At 60.4% G+C, this 24,747-nt stretch carries 21 protein-coding genes; 9 read left to right on the forward strand and 12 right to left on the reverse strand.

Annotated elements, in window-relative coordinates:
• Positions 1-24: 24 nt before the first annotated feature.
• The 7 genes from FE781_RS06010 to FE781_RS06040 form a co-directional block, all read right to left on the reverse strand.
• The gene (locus FE781_RS06010) at positions 25-1,716 is read right to left on the reverse strand and encodes a DUF4855 domain-containing protein (RefSeq protein ID WP_138788711.1); all 1,692 of its coding nucleotides are present in this window, start codon (positions 1,714-1,716) and stop codon (positions 25-27) included.
• Positions 1,717-1,765: 49 nt separating this feature from the next.
• The gene (locus tag FE781_RS06015; RefSeq protein WP_138788712.1) at positions 1,766-2,647 is read right to left on the reverse strand and encodes a carbohydrate ABC transporter permease; all 882 of its coding nucleotides are present in this window, start codon (positions 2,645-2,647) and stop codon (positions 1,766-1,768) included.
• Positions 2,647-3,576 (reverse strand): carbohydrate ABC transporter permease, encoded by a 930-nt coding sequence (locus FE781_RS06020; RefSeq protein ID WP_138788713.1) that lies wholly within the window; start codon positions 3,574-3,576, stop codon positions 2,647-2,649. Before FE781_RS06020 ends, FE781_RS06015 begins: the two co-directional genes overlap by 1 nt.
• A gap of 60 nt (positions 3,577-3,636) precedes the next feature.
• The gene (locus FE781_RS06025) at positions 3,637-4,947 is read right to left on the reverse strand and encodes an ABC transporter substrate-binding protein (protein ID WP_138788823.1); all 1,311 of its coding nucleotides are present in this window, start codon (positions 4,945-4,947) and stop codon (positions 3,637-3,639) included.
• Between the two features lie 297 nt (positions 4,948-5,244).
• Positions 5,245-6,105, reverse strand: coding sequence for a MurR/RpiR family transcriptional regulator (locus FE781_RS06030; RefSeq protein ID WP_138788714.1), 861 nt, complete (start codon positions 6,103-6,105; stop codon positions 5,245-5,247).
• A 55-nt stretch (positions 6,106-6,160) separates the two neighbouring features.
• A complete protein-coding gene (locus FE781_RS06035; RefSeq protein ID WP_138788715.1) occupies positions 6,161-6,955 on the reverse strand; it encodes a M55 family metallopeptidase in 795 nt (264 codons plus the stop codon).
• Between the two features lie 36 nt (positions 6,956-6,991).
• Positions 6,992-8,122: a mandelate racemase/muconate lactonizing enzyme family protein gene (locus FE781_RS06040; protein WP_138788716.1), complete on the reverse strand. Its 1,131-nt coding sequence runs from the start codon at positions 8,120-8,122 to the stop codon at positions 6,992-6,994.
• Positions 8,123-8,340: 218 nt separating this feature from the next.
• On the opposite strand from FE781_RS06040, the gene murQ reads away from it, so the two are divergent.
• Positions 8,341-9,294 (forward strand): N-acetylmuramic acid 6-phosphate etherase, encoded by a 954-nt coding sequence (gene murQ, locus FE781_RS06045; protein ID WP_138788717.1) that lies wholly within the window; start codon positions 8,341-8,343, stop codon positions 9,292-9,294.
• 31 nt (positions 9,295-9,325) lie between these two features.
• Positions 9,326-10,309: a DUF4434 domain-containing protein gene (locus FE781_RS06050; protein ID WP_246068066.1), complete on the forward strand. Its 984-nt coding sequence runs from the start codon at positions 9,326-9,328 to the stop codon at positions 10,307-10,309.
• 799 nt (positions 10,310-11,108) lie between these two features.
• Here FE781_RS06050 and FE781_RS06055 read toward each other — a convergent pair.
• Positions 11,109-12,680: an FAD-dependent oxidoreductase gene (locus tag FE781_RS06055; RefSeq protein WP_138788718.1), complete on the reverse strand. Its 1,572-nt coding sequence runs from the start codon at positions 12,678-12,680 to the stop codon at positions 11,109-11,111.
• 103 nt (positions 12,681-12,783) lie between these two features.
• Positions 12,784-13,866 (reverse strand): glycoside hydrolase family protein, encoded by a 1,083-nt coding sequence (locus FE781_RS06060; protein ID WP_138788719.1) that lies wholly within the window; start codon positions 13,864-13,866, stop codon positions 12,784-12,786.
• 208 nt (positions 13,867-14,074) lie between these two features.
• Here FE781_RS06060 and FE781_RS06065 point away from each other — a divergent pair, with 208 nt between their 5' ends.
• The 4 genes from FE781_RS06065 (at position 14,075) to FE781_RS06080 (ending at position 20,184) form a co-directional block, all read left to right on the forward strand.
• Positions 14,075-16,357 carry an AraC family transcriptional regulator gene (locus tag FE781_RS06065; RefSeq protein ID WP_138788720.1) on the forward strand — a complete coding sequence of 761 codons (2,283 nt, stop codon included), beginning with the start codon at positions 14,075-14,077 and terminating at the stop codon, positions 16,355-16,357.
• A gap of 283 nt (positions 16,358-16,640) precedes the next feature.
• Positions 16,641-17,618 (forward strand): ABC transporter permease, encoded by a 978-nt coding sequence (locus FE781_RS06070; protein ID WP_138788721.1) that lies wholly within the window; start codon positions 16,641-16,643, stop codon positions 17,616-17,618.
• Between the two features lie 34 nt (positions 17,619-17,652).
• A complete protein-coding gene (locus FE781_RS06075; RefSeq protein ID WP_138788722.1) occupies positions 17,653-18,525 on the forward strand; it encodes a carbohydrate ABC transporter permease in 873 nt (290 codons plus the stop codon).
• Positions 18,526-18,597: 72 nt separating this feature from the next.
• Positions 18,598-20,184 (forward strand): extracellular solute-binding protein, encoded by a 1,587-nt coding sequence (locus FE781_RS06080; RefSeq protein WP_138788723.1) that lies wholly within the window; start codon positions 18,598-18,600, stop codon positions 20,182-20,184.
• A 65-nt stretch (positions 20,185-20,249) separates the two neighbouring features.
• Here the strand turns inward: FE781_RS06080 and FE781_RS06085 are convergent, their stop codons facing one another.
• Complete coding sequence (locus tag FE781_RS06085; RefSeq protein ID WP_138788724.1) at positions 20,250-20,684, reverse strand: GreA/GreB family elongation factor; 435 nt, start codon at positions 20,682-20,684, stop codon at positions 20,250-20,252.
• Positions 20,659-20,859: a hypothetical protein gene (locus FE781_RS06090; protein WP_138788725.1), complete on the reverse strand. Its 201-nt coding sequence runs from the start codon at positions 20,857-20,859 to the stop codon at positions 20,659-20,661. Before FE781_RS06090 ends, FE781_RS06085 begins: the two co-directional genes overlap by 26 nt.
• A 440-nt stretch (positions 20,860-21,299) precedes the next feature.
• On the opposite strand from FE781_RS06090, the gene FE781_RS06095 reads away from it, so the two are divergent.
• The 3 genes from FE781_RS06095 to FE781_RS06105 all read left to right on the forward strand — a co-directional run bounded on the left by FE781_RS06095 (position 21,300) and on the right by FE781_RS06105 (position 24,200).
• The gene (locus tag FE781_RS06095; protein WP_170209428.1) at positions 21,300-21,779 is read left to right on the forward strand and encodes a GreA/GreB family elongation factor; all 480 of its coding nucleotides are present in this window, start codon (positions 21,300-21,302) and stop codon (positions 21,777-21,779) included.
• Positions 21,780-22,172: 393 nt separating this feature from the next.
• On the forward strand, positions 22,173-23,174 hold the full coding sequence (locus tag FE781_RS06100) for a Gfo/Idh/MocA family protein (protein WP_138788727.1): 1,002 nt from the start codon (positions 22,173-22,175) through the stop codon (positions 23,172-23,174).
• Between the two features lie 60 nt (positions 23,175-23,234).
• Positions 23,235-24,200 (forward strand): aldo/keto reductase, encoded by a 966-nt coding sequence (locus FE781_RS06105; protein WP_138788728.1) that lies wholly within the window; start codon positions 23,235-23,237, stop codon positions 24,198-24,200.
• Positions 24,201-24,415: 215 nt separating this feature from the next.
• Here the strand turns inward: FE781_RS06105 and FE781_RS06110 are convergent, their stop codons facing one another.
• The gene (locus FE781_RS06110; protein ID WP_138788729.1) at positions 24,416-24,640 is read right to left on the reverse strand and encodes a helix-turn-helix domain-containing protein; all 225 of its coding nucleotides are present in this window, start codon (positions 24,638-24,640) and stop codon (positions 24,416-24,418) included.
• Positions 24,641-24,747 lie beyond the last annotated feature (107 nt).

Genomic DNA, 24,747 nt, shown 5'->3' on the forward strand with positions numbered 1-24,747 from the left:
GATGTTCTTGTTGTCGCTTGACGTTTAATATTTGCCCTTCACGTACAAGTACGTGCGGTCGTAAACTTCCCGCTCCACCGGAACCTTGGATTGCGCCGCCTTCCACAGCGTCTTGACCTGCTGGTAGAACACGTTATACGACTTCTTCATCAACTGGTGTTCTTTCCCGGCGTCCAAATACGCGTAGTAGCGTCCGCGCAAATTCGCGTCCGTCAGCACCGCGTCGCTCAGCTCGATCTCGACGCCCATGCCGTGGTCGTACGCGGCCTGGGCGATCGTGCCCACGCGGTCGGGTCCGGCATTGGCATGGAAGAAGTAGTTCGGCTGCATCGCCGCCGCATCGAACCCGTTCTCCTTCCAATCGTTCCAGCCCCTGGCGAAATAATACGGAATCCATTGGAACGTCGCGCCCTTCGAGCGGACATAATCGCCGGTCCGCTTCACCAGCTCGTGGTCCAGCTCGCTCAGTTGGTGAGCGATGTACTCGTTGTACCAGTAGAAGGACACCAGCTTCAGATCGCTGTAACCGCTCGCCTCCCACCGCTTGTACACCTCATCGACGAACCATTTGGTTACTTTCAGCCGATTGTTCAGCGCTTCCGCTTCGCCGACCTCGTTAACGTTCAAGTTCTCGCTGATGCCGTCCCCGTCCACGTCGCCGAAGTCGCTTTGATCCGTGCGGGGATATGGTATCGCGATAACGACCTTCGCTTCGTAATTCTTGCCGCGCAAATCCGCCTTCGCTTCCTTCACCGCTTCGTTCAGCGCGCCCAGCTCGTAATCGTCGCGGAACAGGCGGTCGAGAAACTTCTCGAAGTGTCCTTTGTTCGTCGGTTTCCCCGCCGTCGGACCGTAATTGGCCCCGTCCATCAGGGGCGCGTACGGCAGGAACAGGAAGCCGTCGAACATATAGTCCTTGCGCTTCATGTCGGTATCCACGTAGGAGACGTAAGGCTTGAAGTCTTCTTTCGTGAACGAAATCCAGTCGCTCGGCTGGTACTGCCACTCACCGGTGTAGATCAGCACTTCGTTGTGAATGCCGGCCGCCTGCTTCGAGCCCGGGCGCGGGTAGCCCTCATCCGGCTTCGGACCCTTCGCCGGCTTCAGCTTATCGCCGGACTTGTCGCGCCGGCCGATCACTTCGATCTCGTCGACGAACAGCCACGACTCCGCGGGGATGTCGATCTGCACGTACCGGGCGACCGTATGGATACCCGTTTTGGCGATCGTCTGCTTCGCGGGGCCTTTTAACGTCGTCGGCAGCGCGCTCTCGACCTGTCCGAGATGCCGCCACTTTTGGCCGTTGTCCGAGATCGCATACGAGACTTCCTCCGGAAAAAAGATGCCGTTCGGCAAATCCTGCAGCGTGCTGACCCGGATCTCCTCAATCGTCGCCAGCTCGCCGAGATCCAGATGGAAGGTGCGGTAGCCCTGCCACAGCCGGCCGACATACGCCTTGTCCGAGAACGACAGCCCGCCGAATACGCCGTCCGTCAGTTGCAAGCCGGTATCGTCGAGATGGACGTCTTCGATCGGTCCGAAATGCGAATCGCGCGGATACGGCGTTTCGAACGTATACGGTTTGTTCAAGGCCAAATTTTCCAGCGGGGCGGACGCTTGCCCGTTGTCGGACGCGACGGCCGCGGCGGGGAGGATCAAGCCTGCCGCCAGAACCGAAGACAACAGCGCTGCCGTGACGTTCGATCGTTTTTTCATAGACTTCCCTCCATGGAATGGGTTGGCAAGGGTTAACAAAACGAATCGCTTACTTGAAGCCGGTCAGCGTAATGCCTTGAATAAACTGCTTCTGCACGAAGAAATACAGCGCGATGATCGGAACGGTGAACAGAGTGGAGGCGGCCATCAGCAGGCCCCACGACACGTCGTACTCCCCGATAAACGACCGGAGTCCGATGGACAGCGTCCATTTCGCCGGATCGTTCAAATAGATGAGCGGACCGAGGAAATCCCCCCAGGCGTGCAGGAACGTGAGCAGCGCCACCGTATAGATCGCCGGCCGGGACAAGGGCAGGACGATCTGCCAATAGATCCTGAACTCGGAAGCGCCGTCGATCTTGGCCGACTCCGTCAGCTCGTACGGGATGTTCATAAAAAATTGGCGCAGCAGGAAGATGTAGTAGGCGGCCCCGAAAAAATTCGGCAAAATCAGCGGCCAATACGAGTCGACCATGTTCATCTTGTTGAACATGACGTACACCGGCACCATCGTCACCTGAAACGGCAAAATAATCGTCGCCATCATGACGTAAAACAGAACGTTCCGTCCCCGGAACGAGATTCGCGAGAAACCGTAAGCCGCCAGCGGGGAAACCAAAACCTGTCCGACCGCCGACAGCACGCCGATCATCGCGGTGTTGAACGTGTACCGCAGGAACGGAATCGTCCGAACCGCCTCCACGTAGTTCATCCACTGCACCCGGTCCGGCCACCAGACCGTCGGAATCGCGAAAATCTCCTGCTCCGTCTTGATGGAGGTGATGAACAGCCAGGCGAACGGCGCCAGAAACAAAAGTCCCGTCAGCGTCAAGCCGATGTGAGGCAGCACGGTTTTGCGAAGGAGGCGCAACCCTCGCTTCTTCCGGACCCCGATTTTCAGACCGGACCGGCGTGTGATCGTCTGCGCCATTATTTCTCACCTCCGTAGTACACCCAGCGGGCCGACGAGCGGAAAATCAGCAGCGTGAGACCGAACACGATGACGCATAAAATCCACGCCATGCTGGAAGCGTAGCCCATGTTCAGGAACGAAAAAGCGGTTTGGTACAAATAAATCGCATAGAACAGCAGCGAGTTCTCCGGACCTCCCACCGATTGGGACGCCTCCGCAAAAATAAGCCCCTGCGTAAAATATTGAAACGAATTAATCAGGCCGATCACGAGCAAAAACAGCGTCATCGGCGAGATGGCCGGCAGCGTGATGTGGCGGAAGCGGCTCCAGCGGCCGGCTCCGTCGATTTCGGCCGCTTCGTAGAACACTTTCGGCACGTCCTGCAACGCCGCCAAATACATCACCGTCTGCGTGCCGGTCCCCCAGAACCCCATCAACACCAAGGCCGGCTTCGTCCACGCCGGGTCCACGAGCCAATTCGGCTCGACGAGGCCGATCGCGCCCAGCAGCTCGTTCACCAGCCCGTACTGCGCGTTCAGCAGCCACATCCACAGCAGGGAGCTGGCTACGGCCGGAACGAGCGTCGGCAGAAAATAAATTGTGCGGTACACCGCCTGGCCCCGCACGCTCATATTCAACAGCAGCGCCATGCCGAGCGCGAACGCCAGATGCGGAAGCAGGCCGAACACCGTGATGTAGACGGTATTGTACAGGGACAAATAAAATTTGCTGTCCCCGAACAAATCCTTGTAGTTTTGCAGGCCGACCCATTCGGGATCAGAGAACAGATTGTATTCCGACAGGCTGTAGTAGAACGACATCAGGATCGGATACAGTTGAAACAGCAGGAATCCGGCGAGCCACGGGCTAATAAACAGGAGTCCCGTCCATAACGCCTTGTTCCGGCGGCGGCGGAAGCCGGCCGTTGCGGCAGCGGTGCGGGTCATTCCAGCCTCCTCCTTCGAGCGGGATCGGCCCGGGGACGGCGGCGCGCCCCGGGCGTTCCTTTATGATTTGCTCGCCGCTTTGTCCGCAAGCGGCTGGATTCTCGCGACGACGCGGTCCATCGCTTCCTGCGGCGTCGCCTGTCCTTTGAGCGCCTTCTCCGTCTCCTCGGTCAGCGCCTGCAAATATTCATTGATATAGACGCTGTTGGGGAACCCTTGAAGCGTCTTGCTTTTCGCCCGCTCGTAGAAATCGTGCATCATGACCAGCTTCTCGTTGCCCCGCAGCTTCGGATCGTCGAGGGCGGGCAGCAGGCTCGGGATCGTCTTGGATTCGACCGAAAATTCCACTTGGGATTCGTGCCCGACCAAATACTGCATGAACTCCCAGGCTTCGTCCGGATGTTTCGCCTTTTTCGGAATGAAGACCGCACGCGGCGAGACCATCCCGGAACCTTTCAGGTCCGGCCGGTTGGCGGGATGCGGGAACGGAGCGATGCCGATCGGACCGTCCGGCTTGCGTTCTTCGGGGAAGTTGTATTCCCAGCCGATCATCATCGCCAGCTTGCCGGTCAACAGCGGGTCGTTGGGCGTCCCCCGCTGGCCCATGCCGGAGCGGAATTTGGCGATTTGATCCATCCCGAATTCCTCGTAAAATTTGCGCTGGTAAGCGATCGAGGCGACGTTCGCCTCCTGATTGGCCGTAAGCTTCCCATTGGCGTCCACCCAGCTTCCGCCGAAGATGATCGGCCAGAACACGTTGTCGATCCAGGGATAATCCGGAATGAAGCCGATTTGCGTGATTTCGCCGTTCTCGCGTTTCGTCAGCTTCTTGGCGGTCTCGAACAGCTCCTCCAGCGTTTCGGGCGGCTTCGTGATGCCCGCATCCTGGAACGCCTTCTTGTTGTACATCAGCGTGCTCGCCATACTGAACGTGAACGGCAGCGCGTAGTATTCGCCGTTCACCTTCATCCGCTCCAATGCCGCCGGGACGAAGCTTGCGGTATCGACCTTGCCGTTCTTGAGATAGTCGGTCAACGGAAGCACCGCTCCGGCTTGCCCCCACGGGCCGATGTTGTTCCAGTACGTGAGCGCGATGTCGGGCGGATTGCCGCCGGAGATCGCCGTAAGCTGCTTCGTCGCATCCTGGTTGCCCAGCACCTTGACCGTAATGCGGTCCTGACTCTTGTTAAACGCCTCAACCCTCGCCGTAATCGGACCGGCGTCCTTGTCGCTCCATACGTGCCAGAAGGTGATTTCCACCTTTTCTTTCGGCGCGCTGGTGGGGGTCGCCTCGTTCCGGGCGGGACTTTCCTCCGGGGGCTTCGACGCTCCGTCGGAGCATCCGGCCAGTCCGACCGCCGACGCCAGCATCAGGGAAACCGCCGCGCCTCCCGCTTTCTTAAACGCTTTCACTCCGAGCCACCTCCATCATTTCAGCAGCCTCTCTCCGCACCTATCCGGACAAAGCCGGCAAAGCTCTCTTCGAAGCCTGTTCATGATGAGCGACCGTGTCTGATCTTTACACTTTGACTGGACGTTGACGAAAACGTTAACCGAACCTGCCAACAAAAAAAGGAAATCCCCCCTTTGTTGTTCTCTACTCATATGTATACAACAAGAAAGAGGAGTTTTCCTTCTTTTTTATTATTAATGATGAATTATTTTTTCTTAATAAAGCTTGCTGACGACCGATTTGGTCGTTTTCTCGATCGCCTTAAACGTCTCTTCTTTTCTCCGGAGCGCAACGGCCGTGGACAAAATGTCCAGGATATGAATCTGGGCGATCTTGGAGGCGAACGCCCCGCCTTGAAGCGGCGTTTCCTTCGAGGAAGCCAACAGCACGGCATCGGCGTACTGGGTAATCGGCGAACGCGCGTGATTCGTCAGGCAGACGATGGTCGCTCCGTTTTCGTGCGCGATCCGCACGGCGTCCACCAGGTCCTTCGTGCTTCCGGAGGTGGAGATTCCGACCACCACGTCGTCCGGCCCCGTCAAGGCGCAGTTCATCGCGATAATATGGGCGTCGACCGCATGAGCCGCCTGGAAGCCGAGCCGCATGAAGCGGTAGTGCGCGTCGATTGCCGTTACGCCGGACGAGCCGACGCCGAAGAAGAAGATCCGTTTTTTGGACAGCAGCGCGTCCACGGTTTTATTCAGCTCTTTCTCCTGCAGCAGGCTCATCGTATCTTTTAGCGCCTGGCTGTTGCTCGCCGTAATTTTCTGGGCGATCTCGCCAAGTTTGTCGTTTTCGTCGATTGCGCCGTGCACGTTCTCGCTCGGGCTGACGAGATCCTGGGCGACGGCGAGCTTGAATTCCTGATATCCGCGGAAGCCCAGCTTCCGGCAAAACCGCAGCACGGTCGTCTCGCCGGTCGAAGCCATCTCCGCCAGATCCGTGATGGAGCTGTACACCACTTTTTCCGTGTCGTTCAGGACGACGTCCGCGACTTTTTTCTCCGCTTTCGTCAACGACGTGTAATTGCTTTCGATCCACAGCAGCGCCTTCGTGCCCATCGACTGTTTGTTCATGAACAACCACCTTTTGTCTCTCGTGCCTTCCGAGCTTCCGGGCTTGCCCGTCCGTTCAGAAGGCCATGGCCAGCAGAGCCGTCAAATCGTCCGATACATACGAAGCGGTCAGGCCGTCGATGCGCTTCGCGCGAACCCCGTCGTACCTGCGCGCGTCGGCCTGCTCCGTATGCAGAAACCGGATCGTCAGCTCGTACGGTCCGGCAAGCCGCAGGGGCTTCGGACGATCCGCGCTGCGGACGGCGCGGCTAACGGCCTCCCGCAGCTCCTCGCGAACCCGCTGCGGCGCCTTCATCAGGGCGGCATGGCGGCCGAGCGCCGCCTTCGTCTCGTACGTGACGACGCCGGGAAGCTCGCTTGCGGCTTCCGCGCACGTCTTGTCGTCGCCGGAGACGAACAGCACCGGGACTCCGCGCAGGCCGATCAGCAGCGCATCCAGACCGATCTCGCCGATCGGCCGCCCGTTCAGGCGGAGGGACTGCCAGCCCTGCGACGTCATCGTGTGATCCCGCACCGCTTGGGAGGTCCCGCCCATCGCATGGTAGCCGATCAGGAGCGCGCCGTCGAACGTCTCGTCCAGCCCCGGAAACCGGTTCTCCACCCGTGTCGCCCCCATGACGTATTCCGCCCCCGGATGGAGCAGCTCGGGAATAAAGTTGAAGCCGCTCCCGTGGGCGTCCTTCACGATGACGCGGGTCGCGCCCGCCGCCAGCAGCGCTTCCGTAACGGCGTTTGTTTCCAGCGTCAGCAGCCGCCGCGCTTCTTCGTACAGCGGCTCTCCCCTGACCAGTTGTTCCCTCAGGGCGATTCCAGATATTCCTTCCATGTCGACGCTGACGTAAAATTTCATGGAATGCCTCCTTTGCGTGGAGAAGCCCGGCCCCGCTTACGTTGCGGAAGCGGCGTACTGCCGAAGCTTGGCGTCCGAGATTCGGCAGCCGATTCCGGGACCTTCGGGCAGAACGGCCTCGCCGTTGCGAATCGGCCAATCCCCTTCGACGGGATCGTCCTTCAGGAACATCGGCCCGTTCAGGTCGACCGGGTCCGTCAGCTCCAGATAGCGGAACAAGTGCGCGGACGCGACGAATCCCAGCTTCGACTCCGTCAGGCCGCCGCCGAGCAGGCCGAGTCCGCTCTCCCGGGCGATCTCCCCGCACAGCCTCGCGCCGCGAAGTCCCCCCATCTTCGTGAGCTTGATGACGATGGTGTCGCATGCTTCGCTCCGCAGCGCTTCGAGGACGCCGCTCGGCGACCAGACGCTCTCGTCCAGCGCGATCGGGATGGACACCTTGCGGCGCAGCTCGGCGTGGGCGAGCAGTTGATTGGCCGGCAGCGGCTGCTCGAGCACGTCGACGCCGATGCGCTCAAGCCCTTTGGCCAGTTGAACCGCTTGCGGGAGCCGGTAAGCCTGGTTGGCGTCCACGCGGAAAAACAGGTTCGGCGCTTCCCGCTTCACCGCGGCCACGATATCCAGATCGTTCGCCGGGTTCAGCCCGATCTTCACATCCACGCCGGAGTATCCTTCGGCAACCGCCTCTCTCGCCTTGCGGGCGGCTTCCTCCGGATCGGTCGTGCTGATCAGGTAAGACAGGCGGACCGGATGCGGGGAGCCCGACTGCCACAGTCCCGCGACCGGCAGGTTGCAGCTGCGCGCGATCAGGTCATGAAGCGCCGTATCGACCGCCGCTTTGGCGATCGGCTGGCCCGGATGGAGGCTTCCGGCAATTTCGCGGTTCATGATGCGGTGGACGGCCGCCAGGTCGTCGGCGCGCTGTCCGACCAGCGCCGGCCGAATGTAATTCTCGATCGCGCTGCACACGGATTCGGGCGTCTCGTAGCTCCAGCGGGGACTCGGGCGGGCTTCCCCCCATCCGACGGCGCCGTTGTCCCCCGTTACGCGCACATACACGTGCGGCGCGCCGGCGGACTCGTCTCCCACCGTGCCCCGGGACGTGCGGAACGTCTGCTTCATCGGGAGGCGGAGAGGGAATACGTCTATGGCTGAAATACGGATCATGGCGGTAATCCTCCTTGGTATCGGCTGCTTGCCGATATCATTATACTATATCGTGTTAGAGATTATCTTCATTACAACAGATAAAATCGGAAATTTTCTCCGAAAAAGGTTTACGGGCGGCCGGCCGCCTCTATATAATAGGACAGGAACTCATATCCGCAATTCGATGTTTAAATTGGAGATTTTGTTCAAAACCAAAACCGATGGGCTGGTGACCTATGAACGCACACGAGATGGATCGGCTCGAGACCGAAAGACGGGACCCGCGGGCCCCCGAACTGGATTTGATGCATACGCTGGACATCCTCCGCTATATGAATGAAGCCGACCGTTCGGTTCCCGACCGGGTCGGCGAGAAGCTGGCGGACATCGCGGCGGCGGTGGACGCCATCGTTAACGCCATTCGCGGCGGCGGCCGGCTGTTTTATGTCGGTGCGGGCACAAGCGGCAGGCTCGGGCTGCTCGATGCCTACGAATGCCCGCCGACCTTCGGCACTCCGCCGGAGCTTGTGCAGGCCGTCATGGCCGGAGGCGCGGGCATGCTGCAAGCCGACGAATCCGCCGAGGACCGGGCCGAAGACGGCGCCGCTGAATTGCAAGCCCGCCAGCTTACCGCGCGGGATGTCGTCGTCGGCATCGCCGCCAGCGGACGGACGCCCTTCGTCATCGGCGCGATGCGTTACGCCCGCCAGGTCGGAGCCGCCACCGTCGCGGTAAGCTGCGTGCGCGGCTCCGCGATCGGCGAGCTGGCCGACATCGCGATCGAAGTGCCGGTCGGACCGGAGGTCGTCACGGGCTCCACCCGCTTGAAGGCGGGCACGGCCCAGAAGCTGGTGCTCAATATGCTCAGCACGGCCGCCATGATCCGGCTCGGCAAGGTGTTCGGCAACCTGATGGTCGATATGCAGCCGACGAACAGCAAGCTGATGCGCCGGGCCGAACGCATCGTCGAGATGGCGACGGGTGCTTCGCCGGATACCGCCGTGCGCACGCTGCGGCAGACCGGCGGCGACGTAAAGGCCGCCATCGTGATGCTGCTCGGCTCCGTGCGGGACGCCGGGCGGGCAAGCGACCTGCTGCGGCTGGCGGACGGCAACGTGCGGGAGGCGCTGCGGCTGGCGGCCTCCGTGCCGGACGAACCGAAGGTTCGGCCGGAGGCAACCCGCCCGTAACGCGGGCAGCCGCGACGGATTCCGATCCAACATGATCAAGCAAAGCGAGGTTCGGCCGATGAAACCGATCACCGGCACGTGGTTCGATTTTTACCATTGCAATCCGTACGAAGGCGACACCTGGAACGCGGCGACGCAGCAGTTCACGGCTCACGATTGGGAGCTGAAGCTGACGGAGATGGCGGAAGCCGGCATGGACACCTTCGTGCTGCTGAGCGTGGCGCTGTACGGCAAGGCGTTCTACCCCTCCGAAGTGATGCCGCTGCGCTGGGACACCGTCTGCCCCGACCCGCTCGAAGCGGTGCTCGCCGCTGGGGATAAGCTGAACGTCTCGCTGTACCTCGGACTCGGTTTCTTCACGACGCCGATTATGGGCCATTTGTCGATGGAGGGCGATTACTCCCGCCTGCGCATCGACGTCGCCAGAGAGCTGTCGGAGAAATACGGGCATCATCCTTCGTTCGCCGGCTGGTATTTCCCGGTGGAAGCCGCGATCCGGGACTACTTCCCGGACAAATATATCGCTTACGCCAACGAGCTGGCGAATCTGTGCCGCAAGCACGGTCCGGACAAAGTGCTGATCGCGCCTTACGGAACCCGCACGGCAAAATGCGACGACCGCTTCGTCGCGCAGCTTCGTTCGCTGGAGGTCGATTACATCGCCTACCAGGACGAAATCGGCGTGAACCGGACGACCCACGAGGAGGCGAAGCGCACGTTCGCCTCCTTGCGCGAGGCGCACGATCGCGCCGGCAAGCCGCTGTGGGCGGACGTGGAGCTGTTCCGTTTTCAGGGCAAGGTGCTGTACCCTCCCGATTTCGAACGGATCGAGAAGCAGCTTGAGACCGTGTCGCCCTGGGTGGACAAAGTGCTCGGCTATCAATATTTGGGCATGATGAACAAGCCGGGCAGTCCGGTTCATGCGGGGCATGAATCGTCCGTCAAGCTGTACGAGGACTACATGGCCTTCCTGGAACGCCACGACCTGCGCCCGCGCGGCGTACAGGGGCGGTAAGGCTTCTCTGCCGGCCCTCGGTGCTTCACCGCGTGAACCGGCCATTTCCCGTCCGCGTTTGCTCCGCGGTGCTGTCTCCAAAAGCAGGTGAAGCCCCCGCTTTTTGATGTGCAATCGAGACAAAAATGAACCTCCAACCCCACTTTTTCAGTGGTATTGGAGGTTCATTTGTTCTGATATGGGCCTTTTGAGGCAGCTCCTTACGCTCTATGGCCGTTTTCATGTCAGGCAAGCGGCCGGCGAACGGGAGTCATGCGGCCTCCAAGTTCGCCTTTGGCAGCCGTCGCGGCCGATAACGCCGGAATCGCCGAACAAACCGCCAATCACCCGCCCTTCATTGGTTCAGATCCACGATCCGGCTCCCGATTTTGGCGGTTGCCGCTTGGCTCGGTATCCAATTGCCCACGGGAGCGTAGCGTAACGATATTTTTTATCGCTATCGCCGAGAATTCTCCCCCCTCCGCCGGGTTTAACGATATAAAATATCAGTAACGACCTCGTTTTCCGGCTCTTTTCGCTCATTTCCAGGCGATAGCGATATTTTGTATCGCTATCCGCATACGGAAGCCGCGGTACGGCCGCCTTAACGATATTTTATATCATATACGGATGCCAGCTTCTGAGCGTCGCATAGGGACGTCGTGCCGCCGCCCGGGTGACGCCCCCGCTGAAGCATGACGCATGCGGTGAAGTACCCGCAGGCTTCGAATTCTTCTACGTTCGTCGAAATGGCCAACGCAGGCCGAAGCCTTCATCCGCTCAAGCTGACCGGGCCCCCGTCCGGGTCCCCGCTCCTTTGTTACACCGGCCGGATCGCCGGCCACGCCAGTTCCACGCCGCGCTTCGCCAGCTCGCTCTGGAAGTCGGCGAGCAGGGAAGGCTCGCGGCGAACCCGGCGCGGCGATACGCCCCGCCGCAAGCAGTACGCGGCCAGCGCACCCGCGGACTCGCCGATGTTCCATTCGACGGGGTGCAGGCGGTAGCAGCCGTTCGTCAGATGGGTGACGCCGATATTTTTGCAAGCGGGCAGCAAGTTGTCCATCCGCACGGGAATAAGGCTGCCGAGCGGGATCTGGAACGGCAGGCTGGGGATATAGAACCCTTCCCGGCCGCCCGTCGTCGGATGCAGGTCGATCCGGTAGCAGCCGATGCCGACGCTGTCGGGGAACGGCTCCGCGCCGTTCGCGCCCCGCACTTCGGGACTGATATGCTGCTCCTTCACCGTGAACTCCGCCCGGATGCGGCGGGATTCGCGGATATAGGGCGCTTTGGCCAGCCCGTCCGCCGTCCCCGTTACATCGCCCCGCAGCCGCAGGCCGGGATACCCGTATCCGCCGTCCGGACGGGGCGCTTCGGTCTGCAGCCAGTACAGCAGGCTGAGACTGAGCTGCCTCGCCCCCTCCAGATGCCGCCGCCGCTCCTCCTCCGGCACGTCGTACACGCTGCCGAGCCAGTAGTCGTTCTGCGGCCAGTTGACGAGGGTCAAGTCGCTGTCGAACGTCCCCGGCGCAAACTGCGTGCGATCGGCGATGCGGCGGTAGTTCCACAGGGAGAACGCTCCGGCCTCGGGAAACAGCGAGAAGCGCTTGACCGCTTCGTTCGTCTGCAGCGGCGTCCAACTGAGCATCCGGTCCCGCTGGAACGGCGCCTGGTAGCCGCGCCAAAACTCGTACGCCGCCGGTTTCTCGATCGTGTGGTCCTCGCCCTCGCGGTAATCGAGGGCGAAGCACCACGTGATCGACTGAATGTCAAGCGGCTCCGCATCGCCTTCGAGCGCATGCGGCTCCCCCGTGTCCCGGCGCGATTCGGCTCCCGTCACATACTCCGTGCCGGTCAGCGGCAGCAAGTCTCCGCATTCCGTCGCGTCGAGCACGTAGCGTCCTTCGACGATGACGCGTTCCCCGGTTTCCGCATGCTCCAGCATTACGGACCGGACCGCGTCCCCGTCCGTATCCGCCGCGATCGGGCGAACGTCCAGCAGCAGCGTGATTCGCCCCGAGTGAACATGAGGGGCGAGCATGCTCTCCAGCACGGACAAGGCGACCCGCGGGTCGCAGGACAAGCGGCTGACGATGGCGTTGCCCGGATTGAACCGGTCGTTGCGCATCGCTTCCGCCGTCAGCGGGTAATTCGCCTTGTAGTAGTCGCGCACGCGCTGGCGGAACTCCCGGTACTTGCGCGTGCAGCCGAACTGCTCGATCCAGGGGTGTTCGTCCGCCGGCACGGCTTGACTCGTGAACTGTCCGCCGATCCAATCCGTCTCCTCCGTCAGCACGACGCGCATCCCGGCTTCCGCAGCGGCCAGCGCGGCGGCGCAGCCTCCTACGCCTCCGCCGATCACGGCGACGTCACATCCGTAATGCCGGCTCATCGGGCAAACCTCCCTTGCGCGCCAACCGCGCCGATCTCGCGCGAACCGGCTGCGGACCCCGCATCCGGACGCTTCATAACCGTATCCGTCAGTTTCATCCGTTTCATCGTCCTTCCCTTCCGATTCCTGTCGATTCGTCCAGGCTCATGGACGATAAAATGCCGGCGAACGTCGCCGCTTTCCGGAACGTCGTGCTGACCGGCGCCCGCTCCGGATCGTGTTGCAGCCCCTTCGGCGTGAAGACCGACCAGCCTTCGGCGGAGAGCCGTTCGTTTAACGCCTTCAACCGGCCTTCGGCGTACTCCCGGGCTTCGGCGATATGGGCGTACCGGGCGAACGCCAGGTCGATCTCCCACACGTTGCTCCAATCCCTGCACCACCACGGCGCTTCGTTGCCGTCATGCGGGCCTTCCTTCATGGACGCAAGCATCCGGCGGACCGCCGCTTCGGCCGTCTCCTGCCAGCGGCTCCGCAGCTCTTGCGGGAGCAGCGGCAGCGCCGTATGCGCGAAGGCGACGATGATGCCCTGATAGGCGACGCTGTTGCCCATCGCGACGCTCCCGTCCCAATTTTCGATATAAGGCCACCAATCCGGCTCGTGTTTCCCGAACCGCTCGATCAAATGGCGGAACACCCGCACGGTCTGCTCCAGGAACCGGGAATCGCCGTTCAGCTCGTACGCCCGCGCGAACGTGTGCGCCGCGTACATGTCCCCGTTAAGCACGTCGTGATGCCGCGCGTTCGGATTTTTATAGACGGCGCCGGGATTTTCCGCCGCGACTTCCGTCAGCAGATACTCGGCGGACCGGATCAGGCTTTCCTTCGCATCCTCCGAGCCGGCATGGCGGTGCAGCAGATACAAGCTGTTCGCCACCGCGCCGATCTCGGCGATGTCGACCGTCTCCGGGTCGCCGCGCTTGACGTAATACGGCTGTCCGAACGCCCCGTCCGGACGCTGCCGCCGAAGCACGTTCGCCGCCAGGCCCGAGGCGGCCTCAAGCCCGTCCCCGCCGTGCAGGCGATAATCCAGCACGAAGAAGGCCGCAACTTGACCCGTCGTACAGCAGCTCGCCAAAGCGCCGAGCTCGTCGTCCCGGATTCCGAGGCTCCCGTCCGCCTGCCGTTCCAGCCTTTCCGCAAAATAAGGCTTTAAGGTTCGTACCAACGATGATACGATGGAGTCCATGGTTGTCTCTCCCCTGAATGATATTCACCCCATTACTATATCATAAAACAGAGGATTTTTTCTCTATGTATTATATTTTTGGAGAAAATCTCCCTTTGTTCCTTGACACGCCGCACGCGAAAGGACTACTCTCTAATATAGCAACCTGCATATAACAATCGACAATGTCCTAGATCCAACATCATCGCTCAACCGGGGGTGTACGTCCGTGTGGAGACCGATCCCATGGTTCCGCAACACGACATTTAAAAGGAAGTTGTTCGTCTACTCCCTCGTCATCAGCCTGCTGCCCGTCGTCGTGACCGGAACCATCCTTGCTCGCATGGCGGCCGCCGCTGTTCAAGAAGAAGTGAACAAAAACCATCAGGTCATTCTTCAGGAAATGCAGCGCCAGGTTGATTCGTTTTGGGCCGAACTTGACAAAGCCTCCTTCCAACTCGCCAATCATCGGGCTTTGGAGCAAGCCGTCCAACTCGGACCTTCCGACAAATATTTGGACGAAATGCTTGAGCTTGTCGATACGATTCAAAAACAGCGGAGCATCTCCGAATTCCAATACGACGTTTCCGTCATCTTCGTGAACTTCGGCAAAGTGTATTCCAGCAGATACGGCTTCATCGACCTGAACGATTTCGCCTACCGCGATATCATCGATCGGATTCCGCCGCATTTCCGCTCCGAGATCATACCGCCGGACACTTATCCGGGGCAAAGCGAACTGCTCAGCTTGAGGCCCGTGCCGATCTTCTCCGACAAGCAAGGAAGCGGAATTCTCGTGATCCACATCCAGAAGGACAAGCTGGCCGAATTCGCCAGGCATGTCGATCTGGGAGGAAACCGGAGGCTGTACGTGTTCGACGAGCAGGGGGTCGTCCTGATCAGCCGAACGCCCGAGGAGATCGGCACCCGGCCGGCCTTGTTCGCGGGCGGAGTGCCCCGGTATTACTCCGGCGAACCGGCGGAGATCGACATCGGCGGCGAGACCTACCGGGTTACGCTCCGGCAGTCCGATTATACCCGCTGGTCCTACGTAGCCATGACGCCGAAGAAGGAACTGACCCGCCAGGCGGACCGCATGCAGGCGACCACCTTCGGGATTATGGCGCTGCTTGCCGCTTTCTGGGCGCTGATCGCCCGCTTCGGCTCCAAGCGGCTGTACGGTCCGGTGCAGCGGCTGCTCCAGCAGCTTCGGCCTCCGGCCCGCGAGGATTCCCCCGCCGCGTTCCAGAACGAATGGCACGCGCTCGACGCCTACGTCGCCGGGATGCTGCAGACGAACCAGCAGCTTCGCCGGCAGCTTAACGAGCAATCGCCCTATCTGAAGGAAACGATCGTGCACCAACTGCTGCGGGGCGAGATCAACAGCAACGAGGCGAAGCGGGTCCGGCAAAATTTCGGCTTCCAGCTCCGGGGCAGCCGGTTCGTGGTGTGCCTCGTCGATATCGACGACTACGCCCATTTCCAGCAGCTCTACAAGGACAAGGATCTCTCCTTGATGATGTTCGCCTTGCGCAAGATGGTCGAGGAAATATTCGAGGAATGGTATTCCTGCGCGGCCGGCATATCGATGCCCGGCCAGATCGCGCTGATCGTCGGCCTCGAAAAAGGCGACGCCGCGCTGGATCACCTGCTGAGCACCGCCCAATCGTTTCTCGACGCCTCGTCCAAATATTTTCAGTTCACCGTGTCGATGGCCTGCGCGCGCCCCGTTCTGACGTACCGCGACATCAGCGAAGGCTACCGGGAAGCGCGGGATCTGCTCGGATACCGGCTGCTGTACGGCCCCGGCAAGCTGCTGACGCCCCAGCAGGTGCTGTCCCAGGAGAAGCAGATCGCGGGCGAGCTCGTCAAGCGGGAGAAACATATCGTGTCGACCGTCATGCAGGGAAAAGCGGACGAAGCCGCGGCGCTGCTCCGCGAATGGGTGCGGGACATGCCGCCGTCCGTGCGGCATTTTAACGCCGCGCTCGGCTTGTTCGCCCACCTGATCGGCGAGCTCGTTCTCTATATGCAGGAGCTGGAGCTGCCGCCGCACGAGGTGTTCGGCGAAGACCCTTACAAGCGGCTCTACAAAATGACGACGATCCACGAAGTGACGGAATGGCTCGCGGGTACGGTATTTCCCTCCATCGGCGAACGGCTCGAACTGGCCCAAACCGGCAAGCAGCAGCGGCTGGCCGGCGAAGTGATCCGGTATATCCATAACCATTTCGACACGGACTTGTCGCTGCAGCAGATCGCCGACCAGCTCCGCGTGTCCCCTTCCCATCTCAGCCGGGTGTTCAAGGAAGAGACGGGCGTGAACTTTATCGACTACCTCATCCGCTACCGCATGGACAAGGCGAAGGAATGGCTCGCGCATACCGAAATGCCGATCAAGGAGATCGCCGAGAGGCTGAGATACACCTCTGTTCAGAACTTCGCCCGCGTGTTCAAGCAGTGCGTGCAGCTCCCGCCGGGCGAATACCGCAAGCGGTTCCGGGGCGAATGAGTCCCGTCCGTCCATCCCTCCACCTCTGTTGGCGCCGATGCCTCGGACCTCCGAGCCGGCGCTTTTTTGCTGCCAGTTCACGACGCGAAAACCCAGTCGCGGCGCGGTTTCGCGGCTTTTTCTTTTTTTGCGGATCTTTATCCTTTTTTGCCCGGCGTTCAAATATGGAGCATTGCCGTGATGCGTCCGCCCCCCCGATAATGGGATCACATCCGCGACGCAGCCTGCCGGAATCCGAAAGGTTCCGCACCGGCCCGTCGCGCTTATAGGCACACGAGGAGGAATGCGCTTGAACACCCTGAACACCCCTACGGACTCCCCACCAGCCGTCCGCAAGACCTCGACTGCGAGCCGTCTCGGCCGCTTGCGGACCCGGCTGTGGAAAGACCGATACCTGTTACTTCTCGGCTTGCCCGGCATCGCTTATTTCCTGATTTACCGCTACATTCCGATGGCCGGACTGTATATGGCTTTCGTCGAGTACAGTCCGTTCCAAGGCATCATCGGCAGCCCGTGGGTCGGCTGGAAGCATTTTGCACGCATCTTCGAAGACCCGGAAATTTTGCAGGTGCTTTGGAACACCTTGTTCATCTCGTTCCTGCAGATCGTATTCGCGTTTCCCGTTCCGATCGTGCTCGCCCTGATGCTGAACGAACTGCGCAACCAGATTTACAAGCGCATCGTCCAGTCGGTCATCTATCTCCCGCACTTCCTGTCGTGGGTCGTGGTTATCGGAATTTGCACGATTTTCCTGAAGGGGAACGGCGTCATCAACGATCTGCTGAAAAACGTGTTCGGCCTCGAACCCATTCCGTTCCTGACCGATCCGGATTACTTCCGGCCGCTCGTCATCCTGCAGGTGATCTGGAAGGAAGCCGGCTGGGGAACGATCCTCTTTCTTGCGGCGCTTGCCGGCGTCAATCCGCAGCTCTACGAGGCCGCGGCGATCGACGGCGCCGGAAAATTCCGCCGGATGTGGCACATTACGCTGCCGGCGATCCGGAACACCATCGTGATCCTGCTCATTCTGAGGCTCGGCCACGTGATGGACGCCGGATACGAGCAAATCTTCCTGATGCTGAATCCGTTTAACATGGAGATCGGCAACATTCTCGACACCTACGTGTTCTACAAAGGGATCGGACAATCGGACTACAGCTTCGCGACGGCGGTCGGTCTGTTCAAGGGAACCGTAGGTCTGGTGCTCGTGCTGTCGGCCAACTATGTCGCAAAAAAACTCGGCGACGAAGGCGCATTCTGATCGGCGCCCCGTTCGCACAGAAAGGAAGATCCGCTTGCATCATCGAACCCTGGGAGACCGGATCATCGATATGGTCAACATCCTGCTTCTCGGCATCATCGCTTTGATTATGCTGGCGCCGTTCTGGTATGTGCTGTCCGTCTCCTTCGCCTCGTACAAGGAGTTTTTGCAGCGCGACGTCGTTTGGTTTCCGAGGGAATGGGTGTTCAGCGCCTACGAATTCCTGTTCTCTTCCAAATCGTTCGTCCGTTCGATCGGCGTAACCGTGCTCGTCACCGCCGTCGGCACGTTGGTCAACCTGGCGTTCACGTCCACGTTCGCCTACACGCTGGCCCGTCCGGTTATTGGTCAACGGATCATGCTGCTGCTTGTCCTGTTTACGCTCCTGTTCAGCGCCGGCATGATTCCGACGTATCTGGTCGTGAAAGGAACCGGCCTGATCGACTCGATCTGGGCGCTGATCCTGCCGATCGCCATCAACCCGTTTAACCTGCTGGTCATGCGGCAATTTTTCACCAGCATCCCGAACGAGCTGTACGAAGCGGCGGTTATCGACGGCGCCAACGATCTGAAGGTGTTCTGGAGAATCATCCTGCCGTTGTCCAAGCCTTCGCTGGCCGCCTTCGCCCTCTTTTACGCGGTGATGCATTGGAACAACTATTTTACAGGCATCCTGTATTTGAACCAGCCGGAAAAATGGCCGATTCAGGTCTTCCTGCGCCAGATGGTCGTGGTCGGGGAAGCGCAGACGGCGCTCAGCAGCCAAATTTTGCTCGAACACGCGCCGCCGGCTGAAACGATCCAGATGGCGGCGATCATCGTCGCCACCGTGCCGATCCTCGTCCTGTATCCGTTCCTGCAAAAGCACTTTGCCAAGGGGGTGATGCTCGGTTCCGTCAAAGGCTGACCTGCCTGGCGCAACACCTTGTTCGGGAAGAGCTTCAGAGTTATGATTCAAAATCATGGGAGGGGCTTGTCAATGAACAACCGCAAAAAAACATGGGCTGCCGCCGCGCTGGTCGGTACCATCGCTCTTACGAGCGCCTGTGGCAGCGACAGCGGAAACAACGAAACCGCGAGCACCGGAAATCCGAGCAGCTCGCCGGCCAGCCAGAAAAAAGAAACGATCACGATGATCGACTTCCGCTACGGGGCGCTGCCTCCGTCCGACGGAAAAGGTCTTCAGATGATCAACGAGAAATTCAACGTCGACTTCAAGCCGCAATACGTGGTTCGCTCCGATTACGACCAGAAGCTGAGCGCCGTGATCGCCTCCGGGGAAATTCCCGACATCATCGTCATGGAAGCGCCGGACTCGAACTTCTATAAATGGGCGAAGCAAGGCGCCTTCCTGCCGCTGAACGATCTGATCGACAAATACGAGACGACCAAGCTGATTCCGGAGAACGTCCGCAAAGCGGTTACGGTCAACGGCAAAATTTACGCGATTCAAAAGTACCTGACGGAAAACTATCAATTGACCCCGGTTATCCGCAAGGACTGGCTGGACAATCTGGGACTCGAAGTTCCCAAAAACTACGACGAGCTGAAAAAAGTCGCGCTCGCCTTCACCAAGGACGATCCCGACCGCAACGGCAAAAACGATACGTACGGCATCGCGATGTCGCAAAACATCAACCCGCACTTCGGGATGGGCGCATACTGGGACCCGGAAGCCTGGTATCATAAAAATGCCGACGGACAGCTCATTCCGGGAATCATCTCCGAAGCGCGCAAGCAGCATATCGGATGGCTCGCCGACCTGTACAAGGAAGGCGCGATCACGAAGGACTTCGCCCTGCTCAACTGGGCGCAGACGAACAAGGAGTTCTACTCCGGAAAAGCCGGCATCTTCATCGGAACGCCGCGCGGCATGAACCCGACCTCCATGCAAGGGCTGGTCGACGTGAACCCGGGCGCCAAAATCGTGCCGATTCCTCCGTTCAAGGCGCCGGACGGTTCGGAAGGATTCGTCTCCTCGCCCGGCTTCTACGGCATTGTGATGCTGAACGCGAAGCTGGCCAAGGAACCGGAAAAAGTGAAGAAAATCATGGAAATTATCGACTTCGGCCGGAAGTTTGTCCCGCTGGAACAGCGTAATGCAAGCAACGCCGATTTTGACTGGCTGAACGGCAAAGAAGGTCAAGGCTATAAAATTGAGAACGGAAACGTTCGCCGCGAGGTCGAAGAGAAGGGTCTCGCGCCGATCAACTACTTGCCGGACAGCCGGATGTGGGCGCCCAGCGATATCGCAAACGGCTATTCCAAGGAATACACCGTGCCGCTGCTGCGCGAGCTGGCCGCCAGCCTGGAAAAAATGCACGCCGAGACGAAGCATCTGGTCAACCCGATCCACTCGGTGTTCTCGGAAACCCGGGCGATGAAGGATTCCGAGCTGTCCAAATTCCTGTACGCCGAGCAAACGAAGATGATTTTCGGCGAAAAACCGCTGTCTGATTGGGATAAAATGGTGGCCGAATGGTCCGAAAAAGGCGGCGCCCAAATCATCAAAGAAGTGAACGACGCCCTCAAAGCGAACGGTTACACCGGTCCGCAGTGGAAGTAATCACGGCAACCGGCACATAAGAAGCGCAAGCGGCCCTGCTCCCGATTGGGAGCGGGGCCGCTTGCTTACGGCCATTCGATTTTGCGGATCAACCCATATTTCACCGTGTCCCCCGACTTGACGGCGCAATATTGCCGTTCCCGCCGCATCAGCAGTTGCCTGCCGATTTCCGACAAAAACGAATGCTTGCCGGAAGCGGGGTCCGCTTCGTCGGGGTAACAAATCGTCAGCGTCGATAACCGCCGCTCTCCGAAGTACAGGATGTGAACCTTGCTGCCGATCAGGACGAAGGGCGGACGGAGCATGCCGCCGGCTTCGTTCCGATCCAAGCAGGCCTGCAGCATATGGACATAGCAATCGATTAATTTATGAAATGATTCCCTGTCGGCCTCCCCGTAGTGGCGAAGCAGATGCTGTCTGTCCTTGCCGAGCAGGGCGATTTGGGCCTGCAGCAGCCTCTCGAACGCCAGCCCGTCAGGAGAGTTTTTGGTGCGGCTCATCCAGGGATTTGTATACGATCAGAATACAATGCTTCGTTTCCCGGCTGTCCGGCTCCGAACGGATCGCCAGCCTGGTGTCGATGTATTGCTCAGGCTTGAGCGTGGACAAAAACCGGTTCGCCTTCCGCTCTGCCGTCGAGTACAACGTGTCCGTAAACGCCTTGATCTGGATCATCGTCGTTTTAGGATACTCCTTTCCCGATTATTCCCGTTACCCGGGCCCGAAAGAAGCCAAAGCCTGCATGCGGACATCACCTCCGGCCGAATTGTTCCATGAATTGTAAAGCCCCCATACGTGCGAAAGGCACTCCGTTTGCGGCCGCAAGCGGAATGCCTGAACGTTTCGATGAAGGGCTTTCTACGAGGCCATTATCGCATAAAAACAAGCAGACATCAACAGCTATGGAACCCGGTTCCATTAACCTATACATCTTCCAATTAGTTGCATCCTTAACATTCCCCGACTGGACATATTCGCAAGTTCTGCTAAGATAGCTTCAAGTCCGCTAAATTAGGGTGAGGACGATCTCTTTTGAAGGAGGAAAAACGGAATGAAACCGTATGCAAGCTGCAGCGCCTGGGTGTGCGAGCCGACGTTTGGAGGTGATATCTACGATGAGCCCTAGTCTTCCGGCAAGCGGTTTCCGCGAGCGGCTCGTCCGCCAGATCGTCGCGCTCAGCGAAGAGCGAAGCCAGTTTCTCGACACTTATTTTCCGATGCCCGGCCGCGAACGCAAAGCGCTGGACCAACTGCTGTCCGATTATATCGGCGCGGTTGAGAAGCTGCTCCAGCTTCCGGACGAGAGCATACCGCCCGTCGTGCTGATCGGCAGCGACGTCCGGATCGCCTACCTGAACGAAGACTCGTTGCCCGCTTCCGCCGAATGGGTGACGATTATCCATCCCGATCAAGCCGAGGCGGACGAGAACCGCATCTCGTTCCTGTCGCCGGTCGGGAAGCAACTGCTGCTCAAATCCGAAGGCGAGGTTTTGACGATCCGCACGCCATCCGGCGAGCTGAAGGTTCGGGTGGAATCGGTACGCCATCATCAGGATTTGTCTTCCGCGATAGAAAGCGGTCAAGCCGAATCGTAAGAAAAACGAGCGGCCGGGAATCGGCCGGAAAAATATACGTGGATAACCGCCGAGGGCGGCAGACTTGCCGCCGCCGCACCGGCGGACGGCCGGTTCGAGCCGCATCGCGCGAATCCGGCAGAAGCGCTGTCCGCCGCGAGCGCCGAACAAGGCGGTGGCCCGGGCGGCCGCGCCATGCCGGCGGCTCCCGAATGCGGCGCTTCGCGGGTTCGCGGAATAACAGGCGCATGCTCCTTTTCCGGGAGCATGCGCCTTTTTCCGTCGGCGGCGCCGATCGGGACCATATTGTGCGATCCGATAACAATAACCTTTTATATCCAACGCGTACGGCTTGATTTATACTGACAATATCGGATCAGACCTCATTCTTAATGAACAGGAGCGTGCGTCAATATGCCGCAAACCATTCCGCTTCGCTGGGGCATTCTCGGGTGCGCCAGCATCGCCAGACGGGCCGTTGTCCCCGGTATCCGGGCATCCCGGACAGGCGTCGTCGCGGCGGTCGCCAGCCGCAGCCTCGACAAAGCCGAGGCTTTCGCCGAAGCCGCCGGCATTCCGCAAGCGTACGGCAGCTACGAGGCGCTGCTGGACGATCCGGATATCGACGCCGTCTACATTCCGCTGCCCAACCATCTGCACAAGGAATGGACGATCCGCGCGGCGCAAGCCGGCAAGCATGTGCTGTGCGAGAAGCCGGCCGCTCTGAACGCGGACGAGGCCCGCGAGATGGTCGAAGCCTGCCGGCAGGCGGGCGTGCATTTCGCGGAAGCGTTCATGTACCGCCACCATCCCCGCTACCGCCGCATCCGCGAGATCATCGCCTCGGGCGAGATCGGCGCCATACGGGGTATACACGGCGCCTTCACGTTCAACAACGCGGGCGATTCGGCGAACGTGCGCTACCGCCGGGATTGGGGCGGCGGCTCGCTGTACGATGTCGGCGTCTATCCGATCAGCGCCGCCCGCTACATCCTCGGGACCGAACCGGAGGCGGCGACCGTCCACGCCTACTTCTCCCCGGAGCATGACGGCGTCGATATGATGGCGTCCGGGTTGATCGAATTCCACGGTTCGGTCGCGCTGACGTTCGACTGCGGCATGTGGGCGCACGGCCGCAACACGCTGGAGATTCTCGGCACGGAAGGCCGCATCGAGCTGCCCTCCGCCTACGTCTGCCCCCCGGACCGCCCTTCGGCGTTCGATGTCGTCGTCCGCGGCGAACGCCGCACCGAGACGATGCCCGCCGTCAATCAATACGCGCTGCAGGCCGACGACTTCGCCGAAGCGGTATGGGGAGGAGCGGCGCTGTTCCCGGCGGACGACGCCGTGCGGGGCATGGCGGTCATCGACGCCTGCCTGAAGTCGGCGCGCGAACGCGCGCGCGTCGCGCTGTAGGAAACCCGAAGACGGACGGTACGCCGGAACGAAAATGCAGGACAAGGAGGATGAACGGGAATGGACACGATCAACGTGCGGGGATGGACGCAGCCGGTGTCCCGGCTCATGATGGGATCGGATTTTTTCAGGCTGGACAACTACGGGGAGGTCGCGGCGCTGCTGGACGAATTCGCCGCGCACGGCGGCAACTGCATCGACACCGCGCATATCTACTGCGGCGGCCAAAGCGAGCAGGTTATCGGCCGGTACCTGGAGGAGTGCGGAGCCCGCGACCGGTGGGTCATCCTGACCAAAGGCGCGCATCACGGCCCCGACGGAGAACCGCGGGTCACCCGCGAGCACATCTCCCGGGAGCTCGAGACGAGTCTGGAGCGTCTTCGCACCGATCATGTGGCCCTGTACGCGCTGCACCGCGACGATCCGGCGACGCCCGTCGGCGCGATTCTCGAATGGCTGAACGAGCATGTCGAGGCCGGCCGCATCGGCGCGTTCGGCGGCTCCAACTGGACGTGGCGGCGGCTGGCCGAGGCGAACGAATACGCCGAAAGGCACGGACTCGCCGGTTTCTCCTTCAGCAGCCCGAATCTGAGCCTCGCCAAAGCCAACGAACCGTTCTGGCGGGGCTGCGTGTCCGCCGACGCGGAGACGCTCGCCTGGCACGAACGGACGGGGCTGCCGTTATTCTCCTGGTCGTCCCAGGCGCGTGGATTTTTCACCGGTCGCTATACGCCGGAGGTGCGGGACAACGCCGATCTCGTGCGCGTGTTCTACAGCGACGCCAACTGGGAGCGCATGCGGCGCGCCCGCCTGCTCGCCGATGAATTCGGCGTGCCCGTGGTGCAGATTGCGCTCGCATACGTGCTGAATCAGCCGTTCCCGACGTGCGCTCTGGTCGCTCCCCGGAATTCGGAAGAGCTGGCCTCAAGCGTCGCCGGTTCCCGCATCCGGCTCACGCCCGGCCAGGTGCGATGGCTTGATCTGGCCGCCGAGACGCCCGATCTGCCTTCGGCTCCGGCGATATAAGTACCGGAACGGGACTCGACCGTTCCGACGAATACGCCGCAGACCGGCAAGCTTCCGCTGGCCGATCTGCGGCGTATCGATCCCTATGGGGCGCGGACAGGCTCCCGGGCGGAACCCGATGCCGCGTGACAAAAAACCTCTCCGTGTCTTCCCCCGATCCAGCGGTCACGGGATAGCAACAGGAAGAGGTTCCGTACGAAGGGGGATGTCGCCGCTCAAATCGTCAGTTCGCCGAGTTTGATCAGCTCGACAACGGCTTGCGAACGGCCTTTGACGTTAAGTTTTTGCATGACATTGGAAATATGGTTTCGCACGGTCTTTTCGCTGATAAACAATTGCTGCGCGATTTCCTTCGTCGTCTTGTCTTGAACCAACAGCTCGAAGACCTCGCGTTCGCGATGGGTTAACAGAAACTTGTTTTTATGATCGCTACCCTTCAATGTGCCACCCCTCCTTGCCCGGGCATTATCAAGATTACAAGGTATAGGGATACAGTCAAAATAGTTTATGAAATCCGGCTACTTGTGGTGCAGTCGGGAAGGAAAAT

This window comes from Paenibacillus thermoaerophilus (assembly GCF_005938195.1).
Lineage (GTDB): Bacteria > Bacillota > Bacilli > Paenibacillales > Reconciliibacillaceae > Paenibacillus_W > Paenibacillus_W thermoaerophilus.